Below are 23,588 nucleotides of genomic sequence, written 5' to 3'. Positions count from 1 at the left end.
CCGCTACCGGGCCCGGTACGGACCGTCGCCCTGCACCTGATCGTAGACGCCGTGCCCGGTCCGGGCCCGGTAGGCGCGGCCGGCGATGGCGCCGGGGGTCGGCGGCGTGCCGGGCTGGGCGAAACTCGTCTCCGGCCGGTAGGCCGGCCCCCAGCCGATCTCCTCGTCGCCCGCGGGATCCTTGCCCGGGAAGCCGGTGACGTAACCCGTGCTCTGCGCGAGCGCCGGCCCGGCGGCGAGGCCGAGCAGGAGCGCGAGGGTGCAGCGGTACGTTGTCCTGGGACGCATCGGCCGTATTCTCCGTATCCGGCCCGCCGAGCGGACCACCTGCCGAGCAAACCCGGATCCGGAACGGAGGGTTTTCCGGCGTGTACTCATGCCGCGGGCGAGACGGTGAGCGGTCTGCCCGGTCCACCGGCGGGCAGCATGGGGTCGGCGAAGGGCGGAGGCGTGCGTCATGGACGACTGGAAGGCGGGTCTCCGGGCGGAGATGCGGGCCATCGACATCGCCACGGGCGACGCGGCCTCGGCGCAGCTGCCGGACCTGCTGCGACGCCTGAGACACCATCAGGCCGGGCTCGGCGGCAACCCGGTCCTGTCCCTCTACCGGCGCTGGCGCATCCGGCGCCTCGCGCGCGCTGTCGCCGATGCGCGCTGGCTCGCGGAACAGGCGCGTCTCGCGCGTCGCGGCGGGCTCGATCCGCGCCCGTGAGCGGGCCCGCTCAGGCGACGGCCGAGCGGCCTGCGGCGGCCCGGACCGCCCGCGGCCCCTCGCGGAGGGCCGTCGCCGAATCGGCCGTCGCGGAACTGGACGGGCCGGGCGGAACGAGGACCTCCGGCCGCCCGTCCGGTGCGGCCGGCAGCCGGACGAGCACGATCGTGCCCACCGTCTCCTCGGAGCGGATCCGGAGCGAACCGCCATGCAGTTCCACCATCGAGCGGGTGATGGCGAGGCCCAGGCCCGACCCCTTGTGGCTGCGGGTCATCTGCCGCTCGACCTGCGTGAAGGGCCGGCCGAGCCGGGCAAGGTCGGTGCGGGGAATGCCGATGCCGTTGTCCTCGATGTAGAGGTGGGTGGACGCGCCGGCGCGGCGGCCGCGGACCGCGACGCGGCCGCCGGCGGGCGTGAACTTCACGGCGTTCTGCACGAGATTGGCGAGGATCTGCCGGATCGCCTGCGGGTCGGCCAACAGCTCGAGGCCGGGCACGACGTCGACGCTGACCGTGATCGCCTTCTCGCGGGCCGTCGCCTCGACGGGCTCGAGGGCCGCGCTGACGGCGGTCTCGGCGGAGATCGCCTTCGGGCTCAGGCGCACGCGCCGGGCCTCGAGCCGGGCCATGTCGAGGATGTCGTCGATCATGGACAGCAGGTGCGAACCGCTCTCGCGGATGTCGCGGCAATACTCGGTGTAGCGCGGGGTGCCGAGCGGGCCGAGGACGGCGTTCTCCATCACGTCGGCGAAACCGATGATGGCGTTCAGCGGCGTGCGCAGCTCGTGGCTCATGTTGGCCAGGAACTCGGCCTTGGCCTGGTTGGCCGCCTCGGCGGCCGCCTTCTGGTCGAGGTAGCGCTCGGCGAGGTCCGCGAGCTGCTGGGTCTGGAGTTCGAGGGTGCGGCGGGACCGTTTGAGGTCCTTCACGGTCTCGATCAGCTCGCGCTCGGATGCGAGGAGCTGCTCCTGATTGCGCTTGAGGCTGGTGATGTCGGTCCCCACCGAGACGTAGCCGCCGTCCTTGGTGCGCCGCTCGCTGATCTGCAGCCAGCGGCCGTCGGTGAGCTCGGCCTCGAAGGTGCGGGCCGCCAGGCCGGTCAGGGCCATCCCGGCCTCGGGCGATTCCCGCCGGACCTGCGGGAGCACGCCGCGGCCCATCACGTCCGTGTAGCTCCGGCCAGCCTGCGCGTCCTCGGGGCTCAGGGCGTGGAGGTGGCGGAACTTCGAATTGCACAGGACCAGGCGGTTGCCGGTATCCCAGAGCACGAAGGCTTCCGAGATCGCCTCGACGGCGTCCCGCAGACGCATGTCGGCCGCGGCGTTGGTCTCCTCCAGGGCCCGCTGCTCGCTGATGTCGGTGGCGATGCCGACGAGGTGGCGGCCACCGTCGGCGGCGTCGGCCACGACCTCGGCGCGGGCGCGCAGCCAGACATAGGCGCCGTCGGCGCCGCGCATGCGGAAGGCGTGGTCGATATGGGTCTGGTTGGCCGCGAGCCCCCGGGCGAGGCTGTACAGGTCACCGTCGTCGGGGTGGACCAGGCCGTTGACGTCACCGAACGAGAGGTACTCGTGCTGCCGCCGGTAGCCGAGCAGCGTGTACATCGAGTCGGACCAGTAGATCCGGCCCCGCGCGATGTCCCAGTCCCACAGCCCGCAGGCGCCGCGGCGGAGGGCGATCTCCAGGCGGCCGCGGATCTGCTCGCGGGCGCGGTCGGCGCGGGCGGCCTGGCGGGTCTGGAGACCGTAGGCGAGGCCGACGCCGACGATGACGATCGCGGCGGCGGCGATCAGGACGATCTGGTCGCGGGTGCGCGCGCTCCAGCCGCGCAGCAGCGGCTCGATGGGCTGCAGCACCGCCACCTGCCCCGCGCCGCCGGGCAGGCTGTGCATGGCGGCGAGCACGCTCTCGCCGCCGGGAAGTTCGAGGGCCATGGCGCCGGCGCGCTCGCCGAGGCCGGAGAGCGGCTCGCTCTCGCCGAGCACCGCGGCGAGGGTCGTCCGGTCGGCGGGCAGCGGCGGATGGGCGGCGACGATGCGGGTGTCGGGCCGGACCACCAGCAGACGGCGGCCGGGATGCCGCTCGCTCTCGGGCACCAGGGCGCGCAGGTCCTCCGCCACGGTGCCGGCCGGATCCACCGCCCGCGCGGCCAGACGGGCGAAGCCTTCGACCTCGGCCTTCGCACCCGCCAGGATCTCGGCCCGCTGGCCCTGGATGTGGAGCGCGGCGAGCCCGACGAGGCAGGCCAGGAACACCGCGAGCGTTCCCGGCACGGCGTAGCGCAGCCAGCGCTCGGCCTGGCCGAGACGCGGGTCCCGGCTCCGCATGGGCCAGGAGATCGTGAGACTCGAATCCGCACGCGCGGAGAAGGAAGCGGAAGCCGCCTCCGGCATGGCCGAACCTCGCCCGTGGGAACTGTGATCCGGTGCGGGCACCCGGCCCCCGAAGGCCCCCCGAATCTGACTGAATACAATCACTTCGGGGGGCCGTTTGTCCACGGATTTTTTACCATAAGGGCTTGACGAAGGCCGGGTGTTGCCCGGCCGCCCGAGAATCGATTTCGGCCGCGGGTTCAGACGCTTAGCCGCCTCCGAGGGTGCGCGCGAGGATGTCTGCCGTGTCCCGCGAGAGCCCGGGGATCGCCTTGATCCTATTCAGCATTTCGACCGCCTTGGCGCCGCGTGATTTTTCCAGCCGGCGCCACGATCCGAAGGCCGTGAGGAGCCGCGCGGCGACCTGCGGGTTGGTCGAATCGAGTGCCGCGACCGTTTCGGTCACGCGGGCGAATCCCGCCCCGTCCGGCCGTGCGAACTGGGTCGGATTGCCGAACGCGAAGCTCCCGATCAGCGCCCGCACGCGATTCGGGTTGGTCATGGTGAAGGCCGGGTGTTCCTGCAGCCGCGCGATCCGGTCGAGGGTGCCGGGTTCCGGGATCTGGGCCTGGAGGGCGAACCACTTGTCGAGGACCAGGGGCTCGTCGGCGTAGCGGGCCGCGAACTCCGCGAAGGCGGCCTCGCGGGTCTCCCCCGGGATCAGCGCCAGCGTGCCGAGGGCGGCGAGCCGGTCGGTCATGTTGGTGGCCTCGGCCAGCCGCGCGGCGGCGCGGGCGGCGCCCTCCCGGGGATCGCCGGCGGCGACCAGGTCGAGGGCGGCGTTGCGGAGCGACCGGCGCCCCGCCGAGGCGGCGTCGGGGCTGTAGGGCGCGCCGGCCACCGGCGCGAGCGCCGCGTCGATCGATTCGAGCCGCGGCCGCAGGGCCTGGCCCAGACGCGCCCGCAAGTTGAATCGCGCCCGGTGGATCGCGTCGGGATCCACGTCGGCCGGCACCGCGTCGGCGGCCTCGCCCTCGCTCGGCAGCGCCAGGACCAGGGCCGCGAAGGCCGGGTCGGCCAAGGCTTCTTCGTCGAGGAACCGGCCGAGTGCCGCGGCGAACGCCTCCGTCCGATCGGCGTCGGGCTCGAGGATCAGCCGCAGAGCCACGTCCTGCGCGGCCTGCCAGCGGTTGAACGGGTCGCTGTCCTGCGCGAGCAGCCGCATCCGCTGCGCGTCGGTCAGGGCGAGGTCGAGCCGCACCGGGGCCGAGAAGTCGCGCAGCAGGGAGGGTACCGGCTCCTCGGCGACCGCGTCGAACACGATCTCGGCCTCGGGGCGGTCGAGAACGTAGACGCCGTCCCGCATGTCCGGGCAGGTCGCGCCCGTCAGCGGCCCGGACGCCCCGACGAGGCCGAGGGCCACGGGGATCACCAGCGGCGGCCCGTCGGGCTCGGCGCCGGCGCCGGGCAGGCTCTGGGCGAACCGGAGGGTGTAGCGCGCGGCGGCCGGATCGTACGCGGCCGTGACCGCGAGGCGGGGCGTGCCGGGCCGCTCGTACCAGCGGGCGAAGGCGTCGAGATCGCGCCCGATCACTGCCGCGAAGGCCGCGAGGAAATCCTCCACCGTGGCGGCGCGCCCGTCATTGTCGGCGTAGTAGCGGTCCATGCCGGCCCGGAAGGCCTCGGGACCGATCAGCGTCCGCAGCATCCGGACGACCTCGGCGCCCTTGTCGTAGACGGTCGCCGTGTAGAAGTTGTTGATCTCGGCGTAGGCCCGCGGCCGCACCGGGTGCCGCAGGGGCCCGGCATCCTCGGGGAACTGGCGCGCCCGCAGGGAGCGCACCTCGGCGATGCGATGCACCGGCCGCGAGCGCATGTCGGAGGAGAATTCCTGGTCGCGGAAGACCGTGAGCCCCTCCTTCAGGCAGAGCTGGAACCAGTCCCGGCACGTGACGCGGTTGCCGGACCAGTTGTGGAAGTACTCGTGCGCGATGATCGCCTCGATCGCCGCGTAGTCGCCGTCGGTGGCGGTCTCGGGGCTCGCCAGAACGTACTTGTCGTTGAAGATGTTGAGGCCCTTATTCTCCATTGCGCCCATGTTGAAGTCGGACACCGCGACGACGTTGAACACGTCGAGGTCGTAGGCGCGGCCGAACGCGGTCTCGTCCCAGGCCATGGAGCGGATGACGGCGTCGAGGGCGTAGCCCGCCCGGTCCTCCTTGCCGGGCTCGACGTAGACCGCGCAGGTGACGGGGCGGCCCTCCATCGTGGTGAAGCGCGTCTCGACCTGGCCGAGCCGGCCGCCGACGAGGGCGAACAGGTAGGCGGGTTTCGGGTGGGGATCGTGCCAGATCGCGAAGTGGCGGCCCGGCCCGGCCGCGCCGGTCGCGACGGGATTGCCGTTGCCGAGCAGGACCGGCGCCTCGGCCAGGTCGGCCTCGATGCGCGTGGTGTAGACCGACAGCACGTCCGGCCGATCGAGGAAGTAGGTGATCCGGCGGAAGCCGTCGGCCTCGCACTGGGTGCAGTAGACCCCGTTCGACCGGTAGAGGCCCATCAGCTTGGTGTTGGCGGTCGGATCCACCTCCGTGACGAGACGCAGCGCGAAGGGCTGCCGCGGCGGATCGCGGAGGATGAGGCCGGACGGCGTCGCCGCGTAGGCGTCGGGCGCCAGCGGCGCGCCGTCGAGCTCGGCCGAGACCAGCCGGAGATCGTCGCCGTCGAGGGTGAGCGGCACCGCCGGCACGCCGGCCGGGTTCGGCCGCAGCGTCAGCGTCGCGTCGATGCGGGTCGCGTGCGGGTCGAGACGGATGTCGAGGTCGACGCGATCGATCAGGTAGTCGCTGGGCCGGTATTCCTCGAGGCGGATCAGCGGCGGCGTCTCGGTGCGCATTCGGCTCACTCCGGGTGCGGAAGGGGCCCGTTCTGGTCCCTCAGAGCGCGCGGCGCAACGATCGGCCCCGTCGAAACGGCGTGCGCGGGGCGGTCCTCGCCCGGCTCAGAGCCCGGGGGCCGTGCGCCGCTCCGCGAGCAGCGGCCGGTCGAGGCCGACCCTGTCGAGCGTGGCCGACAGGCGGGCGCGGACGAAGGGCTCGGCCCAGCGCATGAGGGTGTAGCTCAGCAGAAGCATGGCGCCGCACGCGGCGACGAGCGCCGTGTAGGGCGGAACGCCGGCGTCGACGAGGCGGTGAATCAGGGCGGCCCCGTTGACGTTGTGCAGGAGATAGAGCGGGTAGGTCATCAGCCCGAGCCGGCAAGCCAGCGCGCAGCCCCGGTCCCCGAGCCGCGCGCGGAGCCACGCGTTGCCGCGCACGCTGGCTACGATCATCAGGACGCAGCCCGCGAAGGCGAGGCGCGGGAGGAGCGGAGCCCCGCTCCGGCCCATCTGGAACAGGAACGATCTGGCCGCGTCTCCGATCTCCACGAGCGCCCCGACCGCGCAGAGGGCGATCACGCACAGACGTCCGGCCGTCGGCCCCTTGACCAGCGCCAGCCACAGGAAGACGCCGAGCGCGAAGAGGCAGCCGTGGCGCAGGAGCGTCAGTTCGGCCAATCGGGTCGCCGCCAGGTCGGCGAGGTTCGGCACGGCCAGGGTCGCGAGCCAGAAAAGGGTGCTGGCGCCGCCGACCGCCGCGCAGACCGGGCCGATGCTCCGGAACCGCCCGAGCCGCAGCAGCGCGAAGACGAGCCCGTAGAACGCGATCTCCACGCCGAGGGTCCAGTAGACGCCGTCCAGCCATGGCGCGACCGGAACGAACAGCACGCAGTCGAGATAGGCCCGCAGCACCTGCCGGACGGATCCCATGCGGCCAATGGCGAGCGAGACGAGGGCCGTGAGTGTGGCGCAGATCCAGACCGCCGGCACGAGACGCAGGAGGCGGCTGCGCAGGAAGGTGCGCGCGGTCGCGTGCTCGGCCGAGTAGGCGATCACGAAGCCCGAGATGACGAAGAACAATTCGACCCCGATCCATCCGAACCACGTCCAGGCGAACAATTCGGGATAGGCCGCTGCGGAATCGAAGGCACGGCCGGCCGTCGAGAGCGGCGCCTGCCAAGCGTACGCGCCGAGATGAAATGTCATGACCAGCATCGCGGCGAGGAAGCGCGCCGCATCGAGACCGATCATCTGTGCATCGTGCCTGTCTCGCGCGGACCCCTGCGTCTTCATCACGGCCTCCGACGTTCGAAAGCGCACCTGTCATCCCGTGGAATAAGGCGGACCCGTCGCGTTCCAGCTACATCTTGGTGGTAAGCCGCCCACCATCTTTCAGCCGAAGTATCTCTCCATCGATGGATCGGAATATCCTTCGGAGGAATGGCCGGAGTCACCCGGCCCGCCGCCAGACCTCGGGCGCATTACTCCCGAGGGCCTGGGGCCACAGCGTCCACTTCGGCTCGGCGGGTTCCGACCCGTCCGGACGCCCGGGCCGTTTTGTCCCGACTCCGTACCGGACGGCCTTCTCACCGCCGGGCCGGCCTCTAGCTAGCGGGGCGTGTCAGCCGGAGGCGGGCCAGCGGTCCGTCTTCGAAGAGCAACAGGACAGGTCCCGATGGAATATCTGCACACCATGGTCCGGGTCGCCGACCTCGATCGGGCGCTCGCGTTCTACGTCGACACGTTCGGCCTGAAGGAGGTGCGCCGCGTCGAGAACGAGAAGGGCCGCTTCACCCTCGTGTTCCTCGCCGCGCCCGGCGATGTCGAGCGCGCCTCGGCAACGAAGTCGCCGCTGATCGAGCTCACCTACAACTGGGATCCGGAGACCTACTCGGGCGGGCGCAATTTCGGCCATCTCGCCTATCAGGTCGATGACATCTACGGCTTCTGCGCCCGGCTGCAGGAGAAGGGCGTCACCATCAACCGGCCGCCGCGTGACGGCTACATGGCCTTCGTGAAGTCGCCGGACGGCATCTCCATCGAGATCCTCCAGAAGGGCGGCGCCAAGGAGCCGCAGGAGCCGTGGAAGTCGATGGAGAACACCGGCACTTGGTAACGGGCCCGCACCCTTGACCCGGACGGCCCCGCGGGCGCATCTGCCCGCGGATCAGCCGGCCGGGCGGCCGCTCCGGGCGCGCGAGCGTTCGGGGAGGAAAGTCCGGGCTCCATGGAGAGACGGTGCCGGATAACCTCCGGCGGGGGCGACCCCAGGGACAGTGCCACAGAGAGCAGACCGCCCCGGATCCGTCCGGGGTCAGGGTGAAAGGGTGCGGTAAGAGCGCACCGCGGACGCGGCAACGCGGACGGCACGGCAAACCCCACCGGGAGCAAGACCGAATAGGGGCGGCGCGCCCTTCGCGAGAAGGGCAGGCCGGCTCTCCAGGCCAGTCGCCCGGGTTGGTTGCTCGAGGCGGTCGGCAACGATCGTCCCAGAGGAATGGCTGCCACGTCGGGGCGCGCGAGCGCTCCGGCCCTACAGAACCCGGCTTACAGGCCGGCTGATCCACCTCCCGATAAAGCCTGAATCCTCAACGCCTTGTCGACCCACCGCCGTGGCCGGGCCGGCAGGCACCGCGCCGAAGATTCGGGCGCGGCAAAAACCTTCGGTTAACCTTGCCAGGTTCAGATCGGTCCGCGCGGCAGCGCCAAGCTTGTGCGTTGACGATCCTCCGAGGCCCATGATACCCGGCATCCTCCCGTCAACGGCGTGTATCGGATCGCCGGGCGCACCCTGCCATCGCGCAGGTCCCGTCCGTGCGCGGCGTTTTGCGCGCTCCGCATCCGGTGCCGTTCCCGTCACGCGCGCCGCGCTCGCGCGGCCCGGCACAGGGCACCATGAGACGCACGAGCCGCACCCGCGCCCGGATCTCCGGGGCGCGCCGACACTCCGCCCGTCCTCGCGCGCCACGGCACGCCGCGCCGGCGAGGCGATCATGAGCCGGCGCCGCTCCGCTCCCGAGACGTCGCCCCGCCACGGCGGCGCCGACGCGCCGGCAGAACCGCACGTCCCCGTCCTCCTCGCGGAGGTCGTCGAGGCGCTCGGCACCGCGGGCGGGATCGCGGTCGACGGCACGTTCGGCGCCGGCGGCTACACCCGCGCGCTCCTCGCGGCGGACCCGGCCCTGCAGGTCGTGGCGATCGATCGCGACCCCACGGCCATCGCGGCCGGACAGGCGCTCGTCGCGGGGTCCGGCGGGCGCCTGCGCCTCCTGCCCGGCCGCTTCGGCGATCTCGACAGCCTCCTCGCGGAGGCGGGCATCGCGCAGGTCGACCGGGTGGTCCTCGACATCGGCGTCTCGTCGATGCAGCTCGACGCGCCGGAGCGGGGCTTCTCGTTCCGCAGCGACGGCCCCCTCGACATGCGCATGGGCCGCGATGGCCCGAGCGCCGCGGATCTCGTCAACGAGGCCGACGAGACCGTGCTGGCCGACATCATCTACCATTACGGCGAGGAGCGGCGCTCGCGGGCGGTCGCGCGGACCATCCTCGAGGCGCGGCGCCGCGGTCGGATCGAGTCCACCGCGCAGCTGGCCGAGCTCGTCGCCGGCGTGGTCCGGACCGAGCCCGGAAGCCACATCCACCCGGCGACGCGGACCTTCCAGGGCCTGCGAATCGCCGTGAACGACGAGCTGGGCGAGCTGGTCCGTGCCCTGCACGCGGCCGAGCGCGTGCTCAGGCCCGGCGGACGCCTCGCCGTCGTGACGTTCCACTCGCTCGAGGACCGGATCGTCAAGCAGTTCTTCGCGGCGCGCAGCGGCCGCTCGGCCCAGGGCTCGCGCCATCTGCCCGGAGGTCCGGCCGAGACCGTCCGCAGCTTCCGCCCCGTCACCAAGGGCCCGGTCCTGCCGGGCGAGGCCGAGACCGCCCGCAACCCGCGCGCCCGCTCGGCCAAGCTCCGGGCCGCGGAGCGCACCGAATCCGACGTTCCCGAACCGCTGGCCGCGCTGACCGCGCTGGCGAGCCTGCCCGACGCGGCCCGCGGAGGCCATCGCCGATGATCCGGCTCTTGAACCTGCTGGCGGTGGCCGGTCTCGTCGCCTCGGCGATCTACGCCTACTCGATCAAGTACGACACGCTCTATCAGGGCGGTCAGGTCTCGAAGCTGCAGACGGCCCTGCACAAGGAGCGGCAGGCGATCGCCGTCTTGCGCGCCGAGTGGCAGTTGCTGACGCGGCCGGACCGCCTGCAGGCGGCCGTCGACAAGCATCTCGCCCTGGAGCCGATCGGCACCAGCCACCTCGCGCGCCTCTCGGACCTGCCCGCCCGGCCGGAGCGCGGCGACGAGATCGGCCGGCTGCTCGCCGCCACGGCGACGCCCAAGGACAAGGGCGCGATCGAGCCGCGCACGACCGGCTCGATCACCCGCACCGTCACCACGACCCGCACCCCGACGACGGCTTCGAGGTAAACCCCCGTGTCCGATCACGCCGACCAGACCCTAGACCCGGCGGTCGAGCCCGCCGTGTCGGACCACGAGGCGGCGCTGCTCGAAGCCGCCGCGCTGGCGCACGCCGCCGGTGCGCCGCGCCCCCTGGACGAGGAGGCGCGCGAGCCCGAGCCGCGCGCCGACCGCGCCAAGGCGCTCCTGCGCAGCATGTTCCGGCTGGCGATCGAGCGCTCGCACATGCGTGTCGCGCTGGTCGGGCTGGTCTTCGTCGGCGTGTTCGGGACGATCTCGGCCAAGCTCCTGATGATGGCGATCTTCGGGGAGCCGCCCAGCCAGGAGCACCGGGTCGCGGCCGCGTCCTCGACCGCCTTCCGGCCCGACATCGTCGACCGCAACGGCGAGATCCTGGCCACCGACATCCGCACGGTCTCGGTCTTCGCCGAGCCGGGCAACATCTACGACAAGGACGAGGCGGTGGAGCTGCTCACCGCCGTCCTGCCGGAACTCAACGCCTCGGAGCTGCGCGCCAAGCTGACGCAGCGCAAGGACAAGAAGGGTGCGGGCTTCGTCTGGGTGAAGCGCGAGCTGACGCCGAAGCAGCAGGCCGAGGTCCACCGGCTCGGCATCCCCGGCATCGGCTTCCTGCCCGACCACAAGCGGGTCTACCCGAACGGCGTCGCGGCCGCCCACATCCTGGGCGCGACGAACCTCGACGGCGTCGGCATCGCCGGCATGGAGAAGTACATCGACTCCACCGGCCTGCAGGCCCTCAACAGCTTCGGGCTGATCAACAAGCAGGCCGACCTGAAGCCGGTGCAGCTGTCGATCGACCTGCGCGCGCAGTTCGCCGTGCGCGACGAGCTGGCCTGGGGCATCGACCACTTCAAGGCCAAGGCCGGCGCCTCGATGATCCTCGACGTGAAGACGGGCGAGGTCATCGCGCTCGTCTCGATGCCGGATTTCGACCCGAACGACCCGAAGGACGCGCTCTCGCCCGACCGCATCAACCGGATGAATGTCGGCGTCTACGAGATGGGCTCGACCTTCAAGGCGATGACCCTCGCCATGGCGCTCGATTCCGGCAAGTACAACGTCAACTCGACCTTCGACACCCGGGGCGGCGTGCTGAACTGGGGCCGGCAGAAGATCCACGAGTACCACGGCACCAACCGCGTCATCACCATGCCGGAGGTGTTCACCCACTCCTCCAACATCGGCTCCGCCAAGATGGCGCTCGGCGTCGGCGTGCCCGGCCACAAGGCCTTCCTGAAGAAGATGGGCCTGCTCGACCGGCTGCGCACCGAGCTGCCGGAGAGCGCGGCGCCGATCGTCCCGTCGCGCTGGACCGAGATCAACACCATCACCATCGCGTTCGGCCACGGCATCGCGGTGGCGCCGATCCAGGCCGCGGCCGCGGTGGCGGCGATCGCCAACGGCGGCGACCTGATGACGCCGACCTTCCTCAAGACGACGCCCGAGGCGGCCAAGGCCCGCGCCACGCACGTGCTCTCCGCCCAGACCTCCGAGGCGATGCGCTACATCATGCGGCTCAACGCCTCCGAGGGCTCGGCCAAGAAGGCGGCGATCCCGTACTACTTCGTCGGCGGCAAGACCGGCACCGCCGAGAAGGTCATCGGCGGCCGCTACATCCACAACCGCCTGTTCACGACCTTCATGGCGGCCGCGCCGATGAACGACCCGAAGTACCTGTTCGTCACGATCATGGACGAGCCGCAGGGCCTGCCGGAATCGGGCGGCTACGCCACGGCGGCCTGGAATTCCGGCGTGGTCACCGGCAAGGTGATCGAGCGCGTGGCGCCGATCCTCGGCCTGCCGCCGCAATTCGAGCCGCCGGTGCGGCCGTTCCCGCAGATGGTCAAGCTCAACGCCTACCACGTCAACCAGCTCGGCGGCCCGTGAGAGTGGATCGATGAGAGTGGATCGATGAGCGCGCGGCTCGCCGACCTCTTCCCAGAGGCCGCCGGCCCCGCGGGGGAGCTGACCGTCTCGGACCTCACCGCCGACAGCCGGCAGGTGGCGACCGGCACGGTCTTCGTCGCCGTGCCGGGCACGAAGGCCGACGGCCGCCGCTTCGCCGCGCAGGCCGCCCAGCGCGGCGCCGCCGCGGTGGCCGGGGAGGGGAGCCGCCCCGCCGACCTGCCCGACGCGGTCGCCTGGATCCCGGTCGCCGACGCGCGCCGGTCGCTGGCGCTCGCCGCGGCGCGCCTCGCGGGCCCGCAGCCCGGGATCGTGGTGGCGGTGACCGGCACCGCCGGGAAGAGCTCGGTGGCCGACTTCGTCCGCCAGATCCTGGCGCGCCTCGGCCGCGACGCCGCGAGCCTCGGCACCGTCGGGATCGTCACCGACCGCGGCGCGCAGTACGGCTCCCTCACGACCCCGGATCCGGTGACGCTGCACCGGACGCTGGCGCGGCTCGCCGCGGAGGGCGTCACCGACCTCGCCATGGAGGCGTCCTCCCACGGGATCGAGCAGCGCCGGCTCGACGGCGTGCGCCTCGACGCGGCCGGCTTCACCAATCTCGGCCGGGACCATCTCGACTATCACGCGAGCATCGAGGAGTACCTCGCGGCCAAGCTGCGCCTGTTCACGGACCTGCTCCCGCCGGGCCGGCCGGCCATCGTCAACGCCGACGGCGCCTACGCCGAGCGGGTGATCGCCGCCGCCGAGACCGCCGGCCGGCCGGTCCGCACGGTCGGGCGGGGCGGCCGGGACCTGCGGGTCGAGGCGGTCCGTACGGAGGGGTTCGCGCAGGCCGCCCGCGTCCTGTTCGCGGGTAGGGCCCGGGAGCTGCACCTGCCGCTCGTCGGCGAGTTCCAGGTGGAGAACGCCCTGGTGGCGGCCGGCATCGCGCTGGCCACCCCGGCCGGGGCGGCCGATCCCGACGGCGTCTTCGCGGCCCTCGACCACCTCACCGGCGTTCCCGGCCGCATGGAGCGGATCGGCGAGGCGCGCGGCGGCCTCTGTCTCGTCGACTACGCCCACAAGCCCGAGGCCCTGGAGAGCGTGCTCGCCGCGCTCCGCCCCTTCGCGTCGGGCCGGCTGATCGTGGTCTTCGGCTGCGGCGGCGACCGCGACCGGGGCAAGCGGCCGCTGATGGGCGCCATCGCCAAGCGGCTCGCCGACATCGTCATCGTCACGGACGACAATCCGCGCACCGAGGAGCCCACCGCCATCCGCCGGGCGATCCTGGACGCGGCTCCGGGCGCGGAGGAGATCGGCGACCGCTCCGAGGCGATTCAGAGCGCCGTCGGCCGGCTCGGACCGGGCGACGTGCTGGTCGTGGCCGGCAAGGGTCATGAAACCGGCCAGATCGTGGGGGATCGGACGCTGCCGTTCTCGGACCACGAGGTCCTGCGTGCCGCGATCGCCGCGGCGGCCTGAGGGCGACGGGGGACCGACCATGACCGCACTCTGGACGCGGGAGGAGCTGGAATCCGCGACGGGCGGCCGCCTGACCGGCGCGGAGCGCGCCATCGGCGGCGCCTCGATCGACACGCGCACGCTCCGGCCCGGCGACCTGTTCTTCGCGATCCGCGGCGACGCCCGCGACGGCCACGACTTCGTCCCCGACGCCCTGGGCCGCGGGGCCGGCGCCGCCGTGGTGAGCGCCGCGCGCGCCGACGCGCTCGCCGCCCACGGCCCCGTCCTGGCGGTGCCCGAGGCGGGCGTCGACCCGGTCCTGACCGCGATGGTGCGCCTCGGTGCCGCCGCCCGGGCCCGGACGCGCGCGCAGGTCGTGGCGGTCACTGGGTCGGTCGGCAAGACCGGGACCAAGGAGGCCCTGCGCCACGTCCTGTCCGAGCAGGGCGAGACCCACGCCTCGGCGGCCTCCTACAACAATCACTGGGGCGTGCCCCTGACCCTGACGCGAATGCCGCGCTCGGCGCGCTACGGCGTGTTCGAGATCGGCATGAACCACGGCGCCGAGATCGTGCCGCTGACCGCCCAGGTCCGGCCGGACATCGCGCTGATCACCACGATCGCGCCCGCCCATATCGAGCATTTCGCCTCGCTCGCCGCCATCGCGGACGCCAAGGGTGAGATCTTCTCCGGGCTCCAGCCCGGCGGCGTCGCGATCCTGAACCGCGACGTCGAGCATTTCGACCGGCTGGTCGCCCACGCCCAGGCCTCCCGGGCGGGCCGGGTGGTGACCTTCGGCGAGCACCCGGATTCCGACGTCCGCGCCCTGAAGATCGTGCTCCGGCCCGACCTGTCGGTGATCGACGCGGTGGTGATGGGCCAGCCCGTCACCTACAAGCTCGGCACCGCCGGCCGGCACGCCGCGCTGAACTCCCTGGGCGTCATGGCGGTGGTGCACAGCCTCGGGGCGGACCTCGCCCGCGCGGCCCTGTCGCTCGGCGGGCTGACGCCGCCGGCGGGGCGCGGCGAGCGCACCGCCCTCGAGATCGGCGGCGGCACCGCCTACCTCGTGGACGAGAGCTACAACGCCAATCCCGTCGCGGTCCGCGCGGCGCTGGCGACCCTGGCGGGGATCGAGACCGGGCCCCGCGGCCGCCGGATCGCGGTGCTGGGCGACATGCTGGAACTCGGCGCCGCCGCGCCCGACCTCCATCGCGGCCTGGCGGAGGCGATCGAGGCGGCCCGGGTCGATCTGGTCTTCACGGCCGGTCCGCTCATGCGCAACCTGTTCGAGGCCCTGCCGGTGAGCCGCCGCGGCGCGGTGGCCGACACCGCCACCGACCTGCTCGAGCCGCTCGCCCGGACCCTGCGGTCCGGCGACGCCGTCATGGTGAAGGGATCGAACGGCAGCCGCATGGGCCCGATTGTCGAGGCGCTGAAAGCCCGCTACGCGGTCGATCCGACCCGGCGGACCCAGGCCGTCCCGTGATCGGCACGTCCGCGCGCACGGCGCGACCGGCGCCGTCCCCCGAAACCTGAGCCTGAACAAGGGGGCCGAGCGCCCGGATGCTGTACCTTCTCTCGGACCTGAGCAGCAGCTTCACGCCGCTCAACGTGTTCCGCTACATCACCTTCCGCACCGGCGGCGCGCTGTTCACGGCGGGCCTGTTCGTGTTCTGGTTCGGGCCCTGGATCATCTCGCTGCTGCGGATCCGTCAGGGCAAGGGGCAGCCGATCCGCGAGGACGGGCCGCAGACCCACCTGCTGACCAAGCGGGGCACGCCGACCATGGGCGGCCTCATGATCCTGGCCGGCGCCGTCGTGGCGATCCTGCTCTGGGCGAACCCGCGCAACCACTACGTCTGGGTGACGCTGACCGTCACCCTCGGCTTCGGCGCCATCGGCTTCTACGACGATTACCTCAAGGTCACGAAGCAGTCGCACAAGGGCTTCTCGGGCAAGTTCCGCCTCGCCCTCGAGGCGGTGATCGCGATGGCGGCCTGCGTGACCATCGCGGTCTACTCGCCCGCCGCGCTCCAGAACCAGCTCGCCTTCCCGGTGTTCAAGGACGCGCTTCTGAATCTCGGCTGGTTCTACCCGCTGTTCGGCGCCTTCGTGATCGTCGGGGCGGGCAATTCCGTGAACATGACCGACGGCCTCGACGGCCTCGCGATCGTGCCGGTGATGATCGCCTGCGGCACGTTCGGCTTCATCGCCTACCTCGTCGGCAATTCGTTCACCGCCAGCTATCTGCAGGTGAACTACGTCCGCGACACGGGCGAGCTCGCCGTGGTCTGCGGCGCGGTCATCGGCGCAGGCCTCGGCTTCCTCTGGTTCAACGCGCCGCCGGCCCAGATCTTCATGGGCGACACCGGCTCCCTGGCGCTGGGCGGCCTGCTGGGCTCCATCGCGGTGGCGACGAAGCACGAGATCGTCCTGGCGATCGTCGGCGGCCTGTTCGTGCTGGAGATGATGTCGGTGATCATCCAGGTCGCGTCGTTCAAGCTGACGGGCAAGCGCGTCTTCCGCATGGCGCCGATCCACCACCATTTCGAGCAGAAGGGCTGGAAGGAGCCGCAGGTCGTGATCCGCTTCTGGATCATCGCGGTGATCCTGGCGATGGCCGGTCTGGCGACGCTGAAGCTGCGCTGAGAAATTGTGCTAGAGGGCGATCTGAGAGGTCGATCCGATCCTCGCCCCCATCCTGAGGCGCGGCCGCGGAGCGGGCGCCTCGAAGGAGGCTCCCGGCCAGCCGCGCGATCCCTGGAGCCCGCCTTCGGGGAACGCCGCCGCGGGCACCTCGGGATGACGGGCGCGGTCGGATCGGCCGGGTTCGGCCGCCGCATCCAGAGTTCCGCATGACACCCGTCACCGTCTTCCAGGACAAGACCGTCGCCCTGTTCGGACTCGGGGGCTCGGGGCTCGCCACGGCGCTGGCGCTGAAGGCGGGTGGCGCGGCCGTGCAGGCCTGGGACGACAATGCCGACAGCCTCGCCCGCGCGCGGGAGGCCGGCATCGAGACGCGGGACCTGCGCGCGGCCGACTGGTCCGCGTTCGCCGCCTTCGTGCTGAGCCCGGGCGTGCCGCTGACCCATCCCGAGCCGCACTGGAGCGTCCGGCTCGCCCGGGACGCCGGGGTCGCCATCGTCGGCGACATCGAGCTGTTCTGCCGGGAGCGGCGGGCGCAGGCGCCGGGGGCGCCGTTCGTGGCGATCACCGGGACCAACGGCAAGTCGACCACCACGGCGCTGATCGCCCACGTGCTCGCGCAGGCGGGCCGCGACGTCCAGATGGGCGGCAACATCGGGACCGCCATCCTGTCGCTGGAGCCGCCGGCCGCCGGCCGCGTCCACGTGATCGAGATGTCGTCGTTCCAGATCGACCTGACGCCGAGCCTCGACCCGAGCGTCGGCGTGCTGATGAACATCACGCCGGACCATCTCGACCGGCACGGCACGATGGAGCAGTACGCGGCCATCAAGGAGCGCCTGGTCCAGGGCGCCGGCCTGGCGGTGGTCGGCGTCGACGACGCCCCGAGCCGCGCCATCGCGGATCGCCGCGGCGCCGACCTCATGCGCGTCCACGTGCCCCACGGCGACGTGCTGTGCACCGACGCGCTGACGGTGCGCGACGGGATCGTCCGGGAGCCGGACGGGACAGCCCTCGCCGACGTCAACGGGATCGGCTCGCTCCGGGGAGCGCACAACTGGCAGAACGCCGCGGTGGCGGTCGCCGTGGCGCGGGCCCTCGACCTGTCGCCGGAGCAGATCCAGGCCGGGCTGAGCTCGTTCCCGGGCCTGCCGCACCGGATGGAGGAGGTCGGTCGGCGCGGCCACGTGCTGTTCGTCAACGATTCCAAGGCGACGAACGCGGATTCCACCGAGAAGGCCCTCACCGCCTTCCGCGACATCCACTGGATCCTCGGCGGCAAGGCCAAGGAGGGCGGGATCTTCCCGCTGGTGCCGTATTTCGAGCGGGTCGCCCACGCCTACCTGATCGGCGCGGCCTCCGACGCCTTCGCGGCGACCCTGGAGGGCGCCGTGCCCTACACGCGCTGCGAGACCCTCGAGAACGCCGTCCCGAAGGCCGCCGAGAACGCCGCCGCCTCGGGTGCGCCGGAGCCGGTGGTGCTGCTGTCGCCGGCCTGCGCGTCCTACGACCAGTTCCGGAACTTCGAGATCCGCGGCGACCGGTTCCGCGAATTGGTGCAGGCGCTGCCCTGAGGCAGCGCCGGCCTCAGCGCGCCAGAACCTTGGCGGCGTCGCGGGTGGTGTCGACCGCCTGCGAGACGTTGGCCACCGACTGGACGATCGCCCCGATATTGCCGGTGATCTCCGTGACGGCGCCGGCGGCGCTCTGCATGCTCTCGGCGAGATCCCGGGTCACGGCGCTCTGCTCCTCGATGGCGGCCGCGGTGGCGACCACGGTCTCGCGCATCACCGAGACCGAGGACCCGATCGAGCTGAGAGCCTCTACGACCTCCTGCGAGACGCGCTGCACGCTGGCGATCTCGCCGTTGATCTGACCGGTGGCGCGCGCCGCCTGGTCGGCCAGCGCCTTCACCTCCGAGGCGACGACCGCGAAGCCGCGGCCCGCCGCGCCAGCGCGGGCGGCCTCGATGGTGGCGTTCAGCGCCAGCAGGTTGATCTGGCCGGCGATGTCCTGGATCAGGCCGACGATGCCGGTCATGGCGGTGGCGGTCTCGGCGAGCCGCTTCGTGTGGCCGTCAGCGTCCTGGACGCAGGCATAGGCGGTGTCGGTGGCGCTCTGGGAGCGCACGATGCTCTGGGACATCTCGGCCACCGAGGCGGCGAGTTCCTCGGCCGCCGCCGCGACGGTCTGGACGTTGCCGGAGGTCGAGTCGGCCGCCGAGGAGGCGAGCGAGGCCGCCGTGGTCGAGTGCGTCACCGCCCGCTCGATCTCGCCGAAATTCTGATCGATGAGGGTCCGCAGGTTGGCGAACAGCCGGACCTGATCGCTGATGTCGGTGGCGAACTTCACCACCTTGTAGGGCCGGCCCGCGGCATCGAGGATCGGATTGTAGGACGCCTGGATCCAGACCTCGCGCCCGTCCTTGCCGATCCGCCGGAACTGCGCCGCCTGATAGGTGCCGTTCCGAAGGGCCGCCCAGAAGGCCCGGTAGGCCTCGCTCTCGCGGTAGGCAGGCTCCACGAACAGGCTGTGATGCTGCCCGATCACCTCGGCGCGGCTGTAGCCCATCGCGGCGAGGAAATTGTCGTTCACCGCGATCACCGTGCCGTCGAGGTCGAAGGCGATGACCGCCTGCACCTTGTCGATCGCGGCGATCTGCCCGGCGCGGTCGGCCTCCTCGGTCCGCTGCTGCGTGATGTCGGTGGCGAACTTCACCACCTTGTAGGGCCGGCCGCGGACGTCGAGCATCGGGTTGTAGGACGCCTGGATCCAGATCGACCGGCCGCCCCGGCCGACCCGCTGGAACTGGCCGGACTCGAAGCCGCCGGAGCGCAGGCGCTCCCAGAACGCCCGGTATTCCGGCGCGTCCCGCTGGGCCGGTTCCATGAACATGCTGTGGTGCTGGCCGACGATCTCCGGCAGCGCGTACCCGACCACGTCGAGGAAGTTTTGGTTCGCCGACAGGATCCGTCCCGCCAGGTCGAACTCGATCACGCCCTGGACCCGGTCGAGGGCCGCCAGCTTGGCATGCGCTTCACGGACATTCAGGGCAGAGAACATGGCACGTCGGCTTCCGCTGGGCGGACCGGGCGCGGGGCACCGCGACCCGCCGGGGGGATACATCCGGAAGTTGCAGTAGGAAGATTAACATGGAGTGTCTTTTTACCAGTATTGCGGCGGCCAAATACAGCATTCCAGCGGCCTCCAGACGTGCGGCCGACGCGCGCCGACGCGCCGGCCATAAGGCTCCGTTTACCATTCCTGCCGAGGATCCCGTCCGACCCGCGCGGATCGGCATCCGCGCGGCCTGGAGTCGTTGCCCGGCATGATGTCACGCGCGGAACGCACCCCCCTGACGGACTGGTGGTGGACCGTGGACCGCGGTCTGCTGGCGGCGCTGTTCGCGCTGATGGTCGCGGGCCTCGTCTTCCTGATGGGCGGCGGCCCGCCGGTGGCCGAGCGGATCGGCCTGCCGACTTTCTACTTCCTCAACCGGCAGGCGATGTACCTCGCGCCGACCATCCTGCTGATCTGCGCGGTCTCGTTCCTGTCGCTGCGCGGCATCCGGCGGCTCGCGCTGGTCACCTGGATCTGCGGCGTCGCCCTGTGCCTGCTCGCCGGCAAGTTCGGGCCCGAGATCAAGGGCGCGCACCGCTGGATCCAGTTCGGCTCCTTCGGCCTGCAGCCCTCGGAATTCGTGAAGCCGGCCTTCGTGGTCGTCGCCGCCTGGGCCTTCTCGGAGGGCGCCCAGCGCCGCGACATGCCGGGCGGCATCCTGGCGCTGCTGCTCCTGCCGATCACCATCGTGCCGCTGCTGCTCCAGCCCGATTTCGGCCAGACCATGCTGATTACCATGGTGTGGTGCGCGCTGTTCTTCGTGGCCGGCCTCCACCTGATCTGGGTGGCCGTCCTCGGCGTGCTGGGCCTCGGGGGTGTGTTCGCTGCCTACCTGTTCTTCCACCACGTGCGCGAGCGCTTCAACAAGTTCCTCGACCGGGATTCCGGTGGCGGCTTCCAGGACTTCTGGTCGCGCGAATCGTTCCGCTCGGGCGGCTGGTTCGGCACCGGGCCGGGGGAGGGCGTGGCCAAGCGCCACCTGCCGGACGCGCATACCGACTTCATCTTCTCGGTCACCGGCGAGGAGTTCGGCGTGATCGTCTGCCTCTGCCTCGTGGCCCTGTTCGCCTTCATCGTGCTGCGCGGACTCAAGCTCGCGCGGCGCACCGACGACACCTTCTCGCGGCTGGCGATCACCGGCCTGACCACGCTGTTCGGTCTGCAGGCCTGCATCAACATGGCGGTGAACACGCAGCTGATGCCCGCCAAGGGCATGACGCTGCCGTTCGTCTCGTACGGCGGCTCCTCGCTGATCTCGCTGGCGCTCGGCACCGGCTTCCTCGTCGCCCTGACCCGCAAGCGGCCCCGCACCGTCATGCTCAGCCAGAAGCCCCCCGGCACCGCGCCCGCCACCGTCGCCGGGGTGATGCGGTGACCGTCTTCACGCCCACGATCCTGCTCTGCGCGGGCGGCACCGGCGGCCACCTGTTCCCGGCCGAGAGCCTCGCCCACGCGCTGCGGGCCCGCGGCATCCGGGTGGCGCTCGCCACCGACGCCCGGGTCGATTCCATCGCGTCCGAGTTCCCGGCCTCCGAGGTGGTGACCATCGCCTCGGCGACGCCGTCCGGCCGCTCGCCGCTGAAGCGGGCAAGCGCCGTGCTGACGCTCGGCCGCGGGTTCGGCGTCGCGGCGAAGGAGATCCGGCGGATCAATCCGGCCGCCATCGTCGGCTTCGGCGGCTACCCGACCGTGCCGCCGGTGCTGGCCGGCCAGATCCTGCGCGTGCCGACGATCCTGCACGAGCAGAACGCCGTGATGGGTCGGGCCAACGCCTTCCTGGCGCGGGGCGCGCGCACCATCGCCACCGGCTTCAAGGTCGTGCGCGGCGTGCCCGACAAGGCCCGCGCGCCGCGGATCCACACCGGCAACCCGCTCCGCCCGGCGGTGATCGAGGCGGCCAGGGTCCCGTTTCCGCCCTTCGGTAACGACGACGCCCTGCGGCTCCTGGTGTTCGGCGGCAGCCAGGGCGCCCGGGTCATGGGCGAGGTCGTGCCGGAGGCGATCGCCCGCCTGCCGGACGCGCTGCGCGCCCGCCTGCACCTCGTCCAGCAGGTCCGCCCCGAGGACCTGACGGCGGTGCAGAACCGCTACCTCGCCATGGGGCTCGCCGGGATCGAGGCGGCGCCGTTCTTCAAGGACCTGCCCGCGCGGATGGCCGCGAGCCACCTCGTGGTCGCGCGCTCGGGCGCCTCGACGGTCTCGGAACTCGCCGCGATCGGCCGCCCGGCGATCCTCGTGCCCCTGCCCGGCTCGCTCGACCAGGACCAGGCCGCCAACGCCGCGACCCTCGACGCGATCGGCGCGGCGCTCGCGGTGAAGCAGTCGGATTTCACGCCGGACCGCCTCGCCGCGGAGCTGACCGCCTGCTTCGAGACGCCGGCAAAATTGACCGCGGCGGCCGATGCGGCCAGAAGCGCGGGCATCCACGACGCCGCCGAGCGGCTGGCCGAGGTCGTCGTCGAGACGGCCGCCCGCACCTGATTTCTTGAGGGATTCCGCACCGGCGGTCCCGCCACCAGACGGTTCGACCCATGAAGCTGCCCGACAAGCTCGGCCCCATCCACTTCATCGGCATCGGCGGCATCGGCATGTCCGGCATCGCCGAGGTCATGCACAATCTCGGCTACACGGTGCAGGGCTCGGACGCCTCCGACAACGCCAACGTCCGCCGTCTCGCCGAGAAGGGCATGCGCACCTTCGTGGGCCACGATGCCAAGAACGTCGAGGAGGCGGCCCTCGTCGTCGTCTCGACCGCGATCCGCCGCGACAACCCCGAGCTGCAGGCCGCCCGCGAGCGGCGTCTGCCGGTGGTGCGCCGGGCCGAGATGCTGGCCGAGCTGATGCGCTTCAAGTCCTGCGTGGCGATCGCCGGCACGCACGGGAAGACCACGACCACGTCGCTCGTCGCCACCCTGCTCGACGCCGGCAACCTCGACCCGACCGTGATCAACGGCGGCATCATCAACGCCTACGGGACCAACGCCCGCATGGGTGCCGGCGAGTGGATGGTGGTCGAGGCCGACGAGTCGGACGGCACCTTCCTGAAGCTGCCGGCGGACGTGGCGATCGTCACCAACATCGACCCCGAGCACCTCGACCATTTCGGCTCGTTCGACGCGATCAAGGACGCGTTCCGGCGCTTCATCGACAACATTCCGTTCTACGGCTTCGCGGTGATGTGCATCGACCACCCGGTGGTGCAGGACCTCGTCGGCCACATCGAGGACCGGCGGATCATCACCTACGGCGAGAATCCGCAGGCCGACGTGCGCCTGATCGACGTGGACCTGCGCGGCGGCCAGAGCCGCTTCCGGGTGATGATCCGCGACCGTCGGCCCGGCTACCGGATGGAGATGGAGGATCTCGTCCTGCCGATGCCCGGCAAGCACAACGCGCTCAACGCCACCGCGGCGCTCGCCGTCGCGCACGAGCTCGGCGTGAAGCCGGACGCGATCCGCCAGGCGCTCGCCGGGTTCGGCGGCGTGAAGCGGCGGTTCACCCGCACCGGCGAGTGGAACGGCGCGACGATCTTCGACGATTACGGACACCATCCGGTGGAGATCAAGGCGGTGCTCAAGGCCGCCCGCGCCTCGACCGAGCACGGGGTGATCGCCGTGGTGCAGCCGCACCGCTACACCCGGCTGCAATCGCTGTTCGACGATTTCTGCACCTGCTTCAACGATGCCGACACGGTCATCGTGGCGCCGGTCTACGCGGCCGGCGAGCAGCCGATCGAGGGCTTCGACCGCGACAGCCTCGTGGCCGGCCTGCGCTCCCGCGGTCACCGCGACGCCCGGGCCCTGGAGCGGCCGGAGGAACTCGCGGGGATCATCGCGGAGCTCGCCAAATCCGGCGACTACGTGGTCTGCCTCGGCGCCGGCACGATCACCCAGTGGGCCTACGCCCTCCCGGACGAACTCGCCGCGCGGGGACGGTAGGCGCGGTGCGTCAGCCCGCCCCGGGAGGCCTCTCGGGTCGTCGGCACCGTCGACCGTCCACTGCGGGCTGCGCTCTGAGGATGAACCCGGCGGTGACTCTCCGGACCCCGGCCTCGCAGCGCCCGCTGCCACCCCGATGCGACGACACCAGGATC

Annotated in this window: 17 protein-coding genes and 1 other RNA gene; 13 read left to right on the top strand and 5 right to left on the bottom strand. The window is 71.9% G+C overall.

Annotated features, from left to right (window positions below):
- Positions 1 to 3: 3 nt before the first annotated feature.
- Complete coding sequence (locus ACLBXO_RS12750; RefSeq protein ID WP_331318315.1) at positions 4 to 288, bottom strand: hypothetical protein; 285 nt, start codon at positions 286 to 288, stop codon at positions 4 to 6.
- A gap of 169 nt (positions 289 to 457) precedes the next feature.
- On the opposite strand from ACLBXO_RS12750, the gene ACLBXO_RS12745 reads away from it, so the two are divergent.
- The gene (locus tag ACLBXO_RS12745) at positions 458 to 712 is read left to right on the top strand and encodes a hypothetical protein (RefSeq protein ID WP_331318317.1); all 255 of its coding nucleotides are present in this window, start codon (positions 458 to 460) and stop codon (positions 710 to 712) included.
- Between the two features lie 10 nt (positions 713 to 722).
- Here the strand turns inward: ACLBXO_RS12745 and ACLBXO_RS12740 are convergent, their stop codons facing one another.
- From ACLBXO_RS12740 to ACLBXO_RS12730, 3 genes are all read right to left on the bottom strand, one after another.
- Positions 723 to 3,104, bottom strand: coding sequence for a PAS domain-containing sensor histidine kinase (locus ACLBXO_RS12740; protein ID WP_447685590.1), 2,382 nt, complete (start codon positions 3,102 to 3,104; stop codon positions 723 to 725).
- A 187-nt stretch (positions 3,105 to 3,291) separates the two neighbouring features.
- Positions 3,292 to 5,916: an aminopeptidase N gene (gene pepN / locus ACLBXO_RS12735; protein ID WP_447685589.1), complete on the bottom strand. Its 2,625-nt coding sequence runs from the start codon at positions 5,914 to 5,916 to the stop codon at positions 3,292 to 3,294.
- Positions 5,917 to 6,021: 105 nt separating this feature from the next.
- Positions 6,022 to 7,149 carry an acyltransferase family protein gene (locus tag ACLBXO_RS12730; protein WP_447685588.1) on the bottom strand — a complete coding sequence of 376 codons (1,128 nt, stop codon included), beginning with the start codon at positions 7,147 to 7,149 and terminating at the stop codon, positions 6,022 to 6,024.
- Positions 7,150 to 7,573: 424 nt separating this feature from the next.
- Here ACLBXO_RS12730 and ACLBXO_RS12725 point away from each other — a divergent pair, with 424 nt between their 5' ends.
- From ACLBXO_RS12725 to murD, 9 genes are all read left to right on the top strand, one after another.
- Positions 7,574 to 8,014 (top strand): VOC family protein, encoded by a 441-nt coding sequence (locus ACLBXO_RS12725; protein WP_447685587.1) that lies wholly within the window; start codon positions 7,574 to 7,576, stop codon positions 8,012 to 8,014.
- Positions 8,015 to 8,065: 51 nt separating this feature from the next.
- Positions 8,066 to 8,464, top strand: an RNA gene (rnpB, locus tag ACLBXO_RS12720) — RNase P RNA component class A.
- A gap of 427 nt (positions 8,465 to 8,891) precedes the next feature.
- Entirely contained in the window at positions 8,892 to 9,956 is a 1,065-nt protein-coding gene (rsmH, locus tag ACLBXO_RS12715; RefSeq protein WP_447685586.1) for a 16S rRNA (cytosine(1402)-N(4))-methyltransferase RsmH, read from the top strand.
- Complete coding sequence (gene ftsL / locus ACLBXO_RS12710; protein WP_012319332.1) at positions 9,953 to 10,366, top strand: cell division protein FtsL; 414 nt, start codon at positions 9,953 to 9,955, stop codon at positions 10,364 to 10,366. Before rsmH ends, ftsL begins: the two co-directional genes overlap by 4 nt.
- A gap of 6 nt (positions 10,367 to 10,372) precedes the next feature.
- On the top strand, positions 10,373 to 12,265 hold the full coding sequence (locus ACLBXO_RS12705; RefSeq protein WP_331318327.1) for a peptidoglycan D,D-transpeptidase FtsI family protein: 1,893 nt from the start codon (positions 10,373 to 10,375) through the stop codon (positions 12,263 to 12,265).
- A 24-nt stretch (positions 12,266 to 12,289) separates the two neighbouring features.
- Positions 12,290 to 13,747, top strand: a complete 1,458-nt coding sequence (locus tag ACLBXO_RS12700) for a UDP-N-acetylmuramoyl-L-alanyl-D-glutamate--2,6-diaminopimelate ligase (RefSeq protein ID WP_447685585.1) — start codon at positions 12,290 to 12,292, stop codon at positions 13,745 to 13,747.
- Between the two features lie 19 nt (positions 13,748 to 13,766).
- Positions 13,767 to 15,215 carry a UDP-N-acetylmuramoylalanyl-D-glutamyl-2,6-diaminopimelate--D-alanyl-D-alanine ligase gene (locus ACLBXO_RS12695; RefSeq protein WP_447685584.1) on the top strand — a complete coding sequence of 483 codons (1,449 nt, stop codon included), beginning with the start codon at positions 13,767 to 13,769 and terminating at the stop codon, positions 15,213 to 15,215.
- A gap of 77 nt (positions 15,216 to 15,292) precedes the next feature.
- On the top strand, positions 15,293 to 16,378 hold the full coding sequence (gene mraY / locus ACLBXO_RS12690) for a phospho-N-acetylmuramoyl-pentapeptide-transferase (RefSeq protein ID WP_012319328.1): 1,086 nt from the start codon (positions 15,293 to 15,295) through the stop codon (positions 16,376 to 16,378).
- A 206-nt stretch (positions 16,379 to 16,584) separates the two neighbouring features.
- The gene (gene murD, locus ACLBXO_RS12685) at positions 16,585 to 17,949 is read left to right on the top strand and encodes a UDP-N-acetylmuramoyl-L-alanine--D-glutamate ligase (RefSeq protein WP_447685583.1); all 1,365 of its coding nucleotides are present in this window, start codon (positions 16,585 to 16,587) and stop codon (positions 17,947 to 17,949) included.
- A gap of 13 nt (positions 17,950 to 17,962) precedes the next feature.
- On the opposite strand, the gene ACLBXO_RS12680 is transcribed toward murD, so the two are convergent.
- Complete coding sequence (locus tag ACLBXO_RS12680; RefSeq protein ID WP_331318333.1) at positions 17,963 to 19,438, bottom strand: methyl-accepting chemotaxis protein; 1,476 nt, start codon at positions 19,436 to 19,438, stop codon at positions 17,963 to 17,965.
- Between the two features lie 265 nt (positions 19,439 to 19,703).
- On the opposite strand from ACLBXO_RS12680, the gene ACLBXO_RS12675 reads away from it, so the two are divergent.
- The 3 genes from ACLBXO_RS12675 to murC are packed head-to-tail and all read left to right on the top strand — an operon-like array spanning position 19,704 to position 23,433.
- Positions 19,704 to 20,870 carry an FtsW/RodA/SpoVE family cell cycle protein gene (locus ACLBXO_RS12675; RefSeq protein ID WP_331318335.1) on the top strand — a complete coding sequence of 389 codons (1,167 nt, stop codon included), beginning with the start codon at positions 19,704 to 19,706 and terminating at the stop codon, positions 20,868 to 20,870.
- Positions 20,867 to 21,976, top strand: coding sequence for an undecaprenyldiphospho-muramoylpentapeptide beta-N-acetylglucosaminyltransferase (gene murG / locus ACLBXO_RS12670; RefSeq protein ID WP_447685582.1), 1,110 nt, complete (start codon positions 20,867 to 20,869; stop codon positions 21,974 to 21,976). Before ACLBXO_RS12675 ends, murG begins: the two co-directional genes overlap by 4 nt.
- Before the next feature lie 50 nt (positions 21,977 to 22,026).
- A complete protein-coding gene (murC, locus tag ACLBXO_RS12665) occupies positions 22,027 to 23,433 on the top strand; it encodes a UDP-N-acetylmuramate--L-alanine ligase (RefSeq protein WP_331318337.1) in 1,407 nt (468 codons plus the stop codon).
- Positions 23,434 to 23,588 lie beyond the last annotated feature (155 nt).

The organism is Methylobacterium sp. C33D, assembly GCF_053345825.1.
The sequence above is the reverse complement of the archived record's forward strand: the minus strand, read 5'-3'. Positions and strand labels throughout refer to the sequence as shown.

Excerpts from the sequence above, each read along its gene's own strand:
- ACLBXO_RS12700 (WP_447685585.1), top strand. The coding sequence starts at position 12,290 with ATGAGCGCGCGGCTCGCCGACCTCTTCCCAGAGGCCGCCGGCCCCGCG.
- ACLBXO_RS12730 (WP_447685588.1), bottom strand. The coding sequence starts at position 7,149 with ATGATCGGTCTCGATGCGGCGCGCTTCCTCGCCGCGATGCTGGTCATG.
- ACLBXO_RS12745 (WP_331318317.1), top strand. The coding sequence starts at position 458 with ATGGACGACTGGAAGGCGGGTCTCCGGGCGGAGATGCGGGCCATCGAC.
- ACLBXO_RS12750 (WP_331318315.1), bottom strand. The coding sequence starts at position 288 with ATGCGTCCCAGGACAACGTACCGCTGCACCCTCGCGCTCCTGCTCGGC.
- ACLBXO_RS12675 (WP_331318335.1), top strand. The coding sequence starts at position 19,704 with ATGATGTCACGCGCGGAACGCACCCCCCTGACGGACTGGTGGTGGACC.
- ftsL (WP_012319332.1), top strand. The coding sequence starts at position 9,953 with ATGATCCGGCTCTTGAACCTGCTGGCGGTGGCCGGTCTCGTCGCCTCG.
- rsmH (WP_447685586.1), top strand. The coding sequence starts at position 8,892 with ATGAGCCGGCGCCGCTCCGCTCCCGAGACGTCGCCCCGCCACGGCGGC.
- ACLBXO_RS12740 (WP_447685590.1), bottom strand. The coding sequence starts at position 3,104 with ATGCCGGAGGCGGCTTCCGCTTCCTTCTCCGCGCGTGCGGATTCGAGT.
- murC (WP_331318337.1), top strand. The coding sequence starts at position 22,027 with ATGAAGCTGCCCGACAAGCTCGGCCCCATCCACTTCATCGGCATCGGC.
- ACLBXO_RS12725 (WP_447685587.1), top strand. The coding sequence starts at position 7,574 with ATGGAATATCTGCACACCATGGTCCGGGTCGCCGACCTCGATCGGGCG.
- ACLBXO_RS12680 (WP_331318333.1), bottom strand. The coding sequence starts at position 19,438 with ATGTTCTCTGCCCTGAATGTCCGTGAAGCGCATGCCAAGCTGGCGGCC.
- pepN (WP_447685589.1), bottom strand. The coding sequence starts at position 5,916 with ATGCGCACCGAGACGCCGCCGCTGATCCGCCTCGAGGAATACCGGCCC.
- ACLBXO_RS12695 (WP_447685584.1), top strand. The coding sequence starts at position 13,767 with ATGACCGCACTCTGGACGCGGGAGGAGCTGGAATCCGCGACGGGCGGC.
- mraY (WP_012319328.1), top strand. The coding sequence starts at position 15,293 with ATGCTGTACCTTCTCTCGGACCTGAGCAGCAGCTTCACGCCGCTCAAC.
- murD (WP_447685583.1), top strand. The coding sequence starts at position 16,585 with ATGACACCCGTCACCGTCTTCCAGGACAAGACCGTCGCCCTGTTCGGA.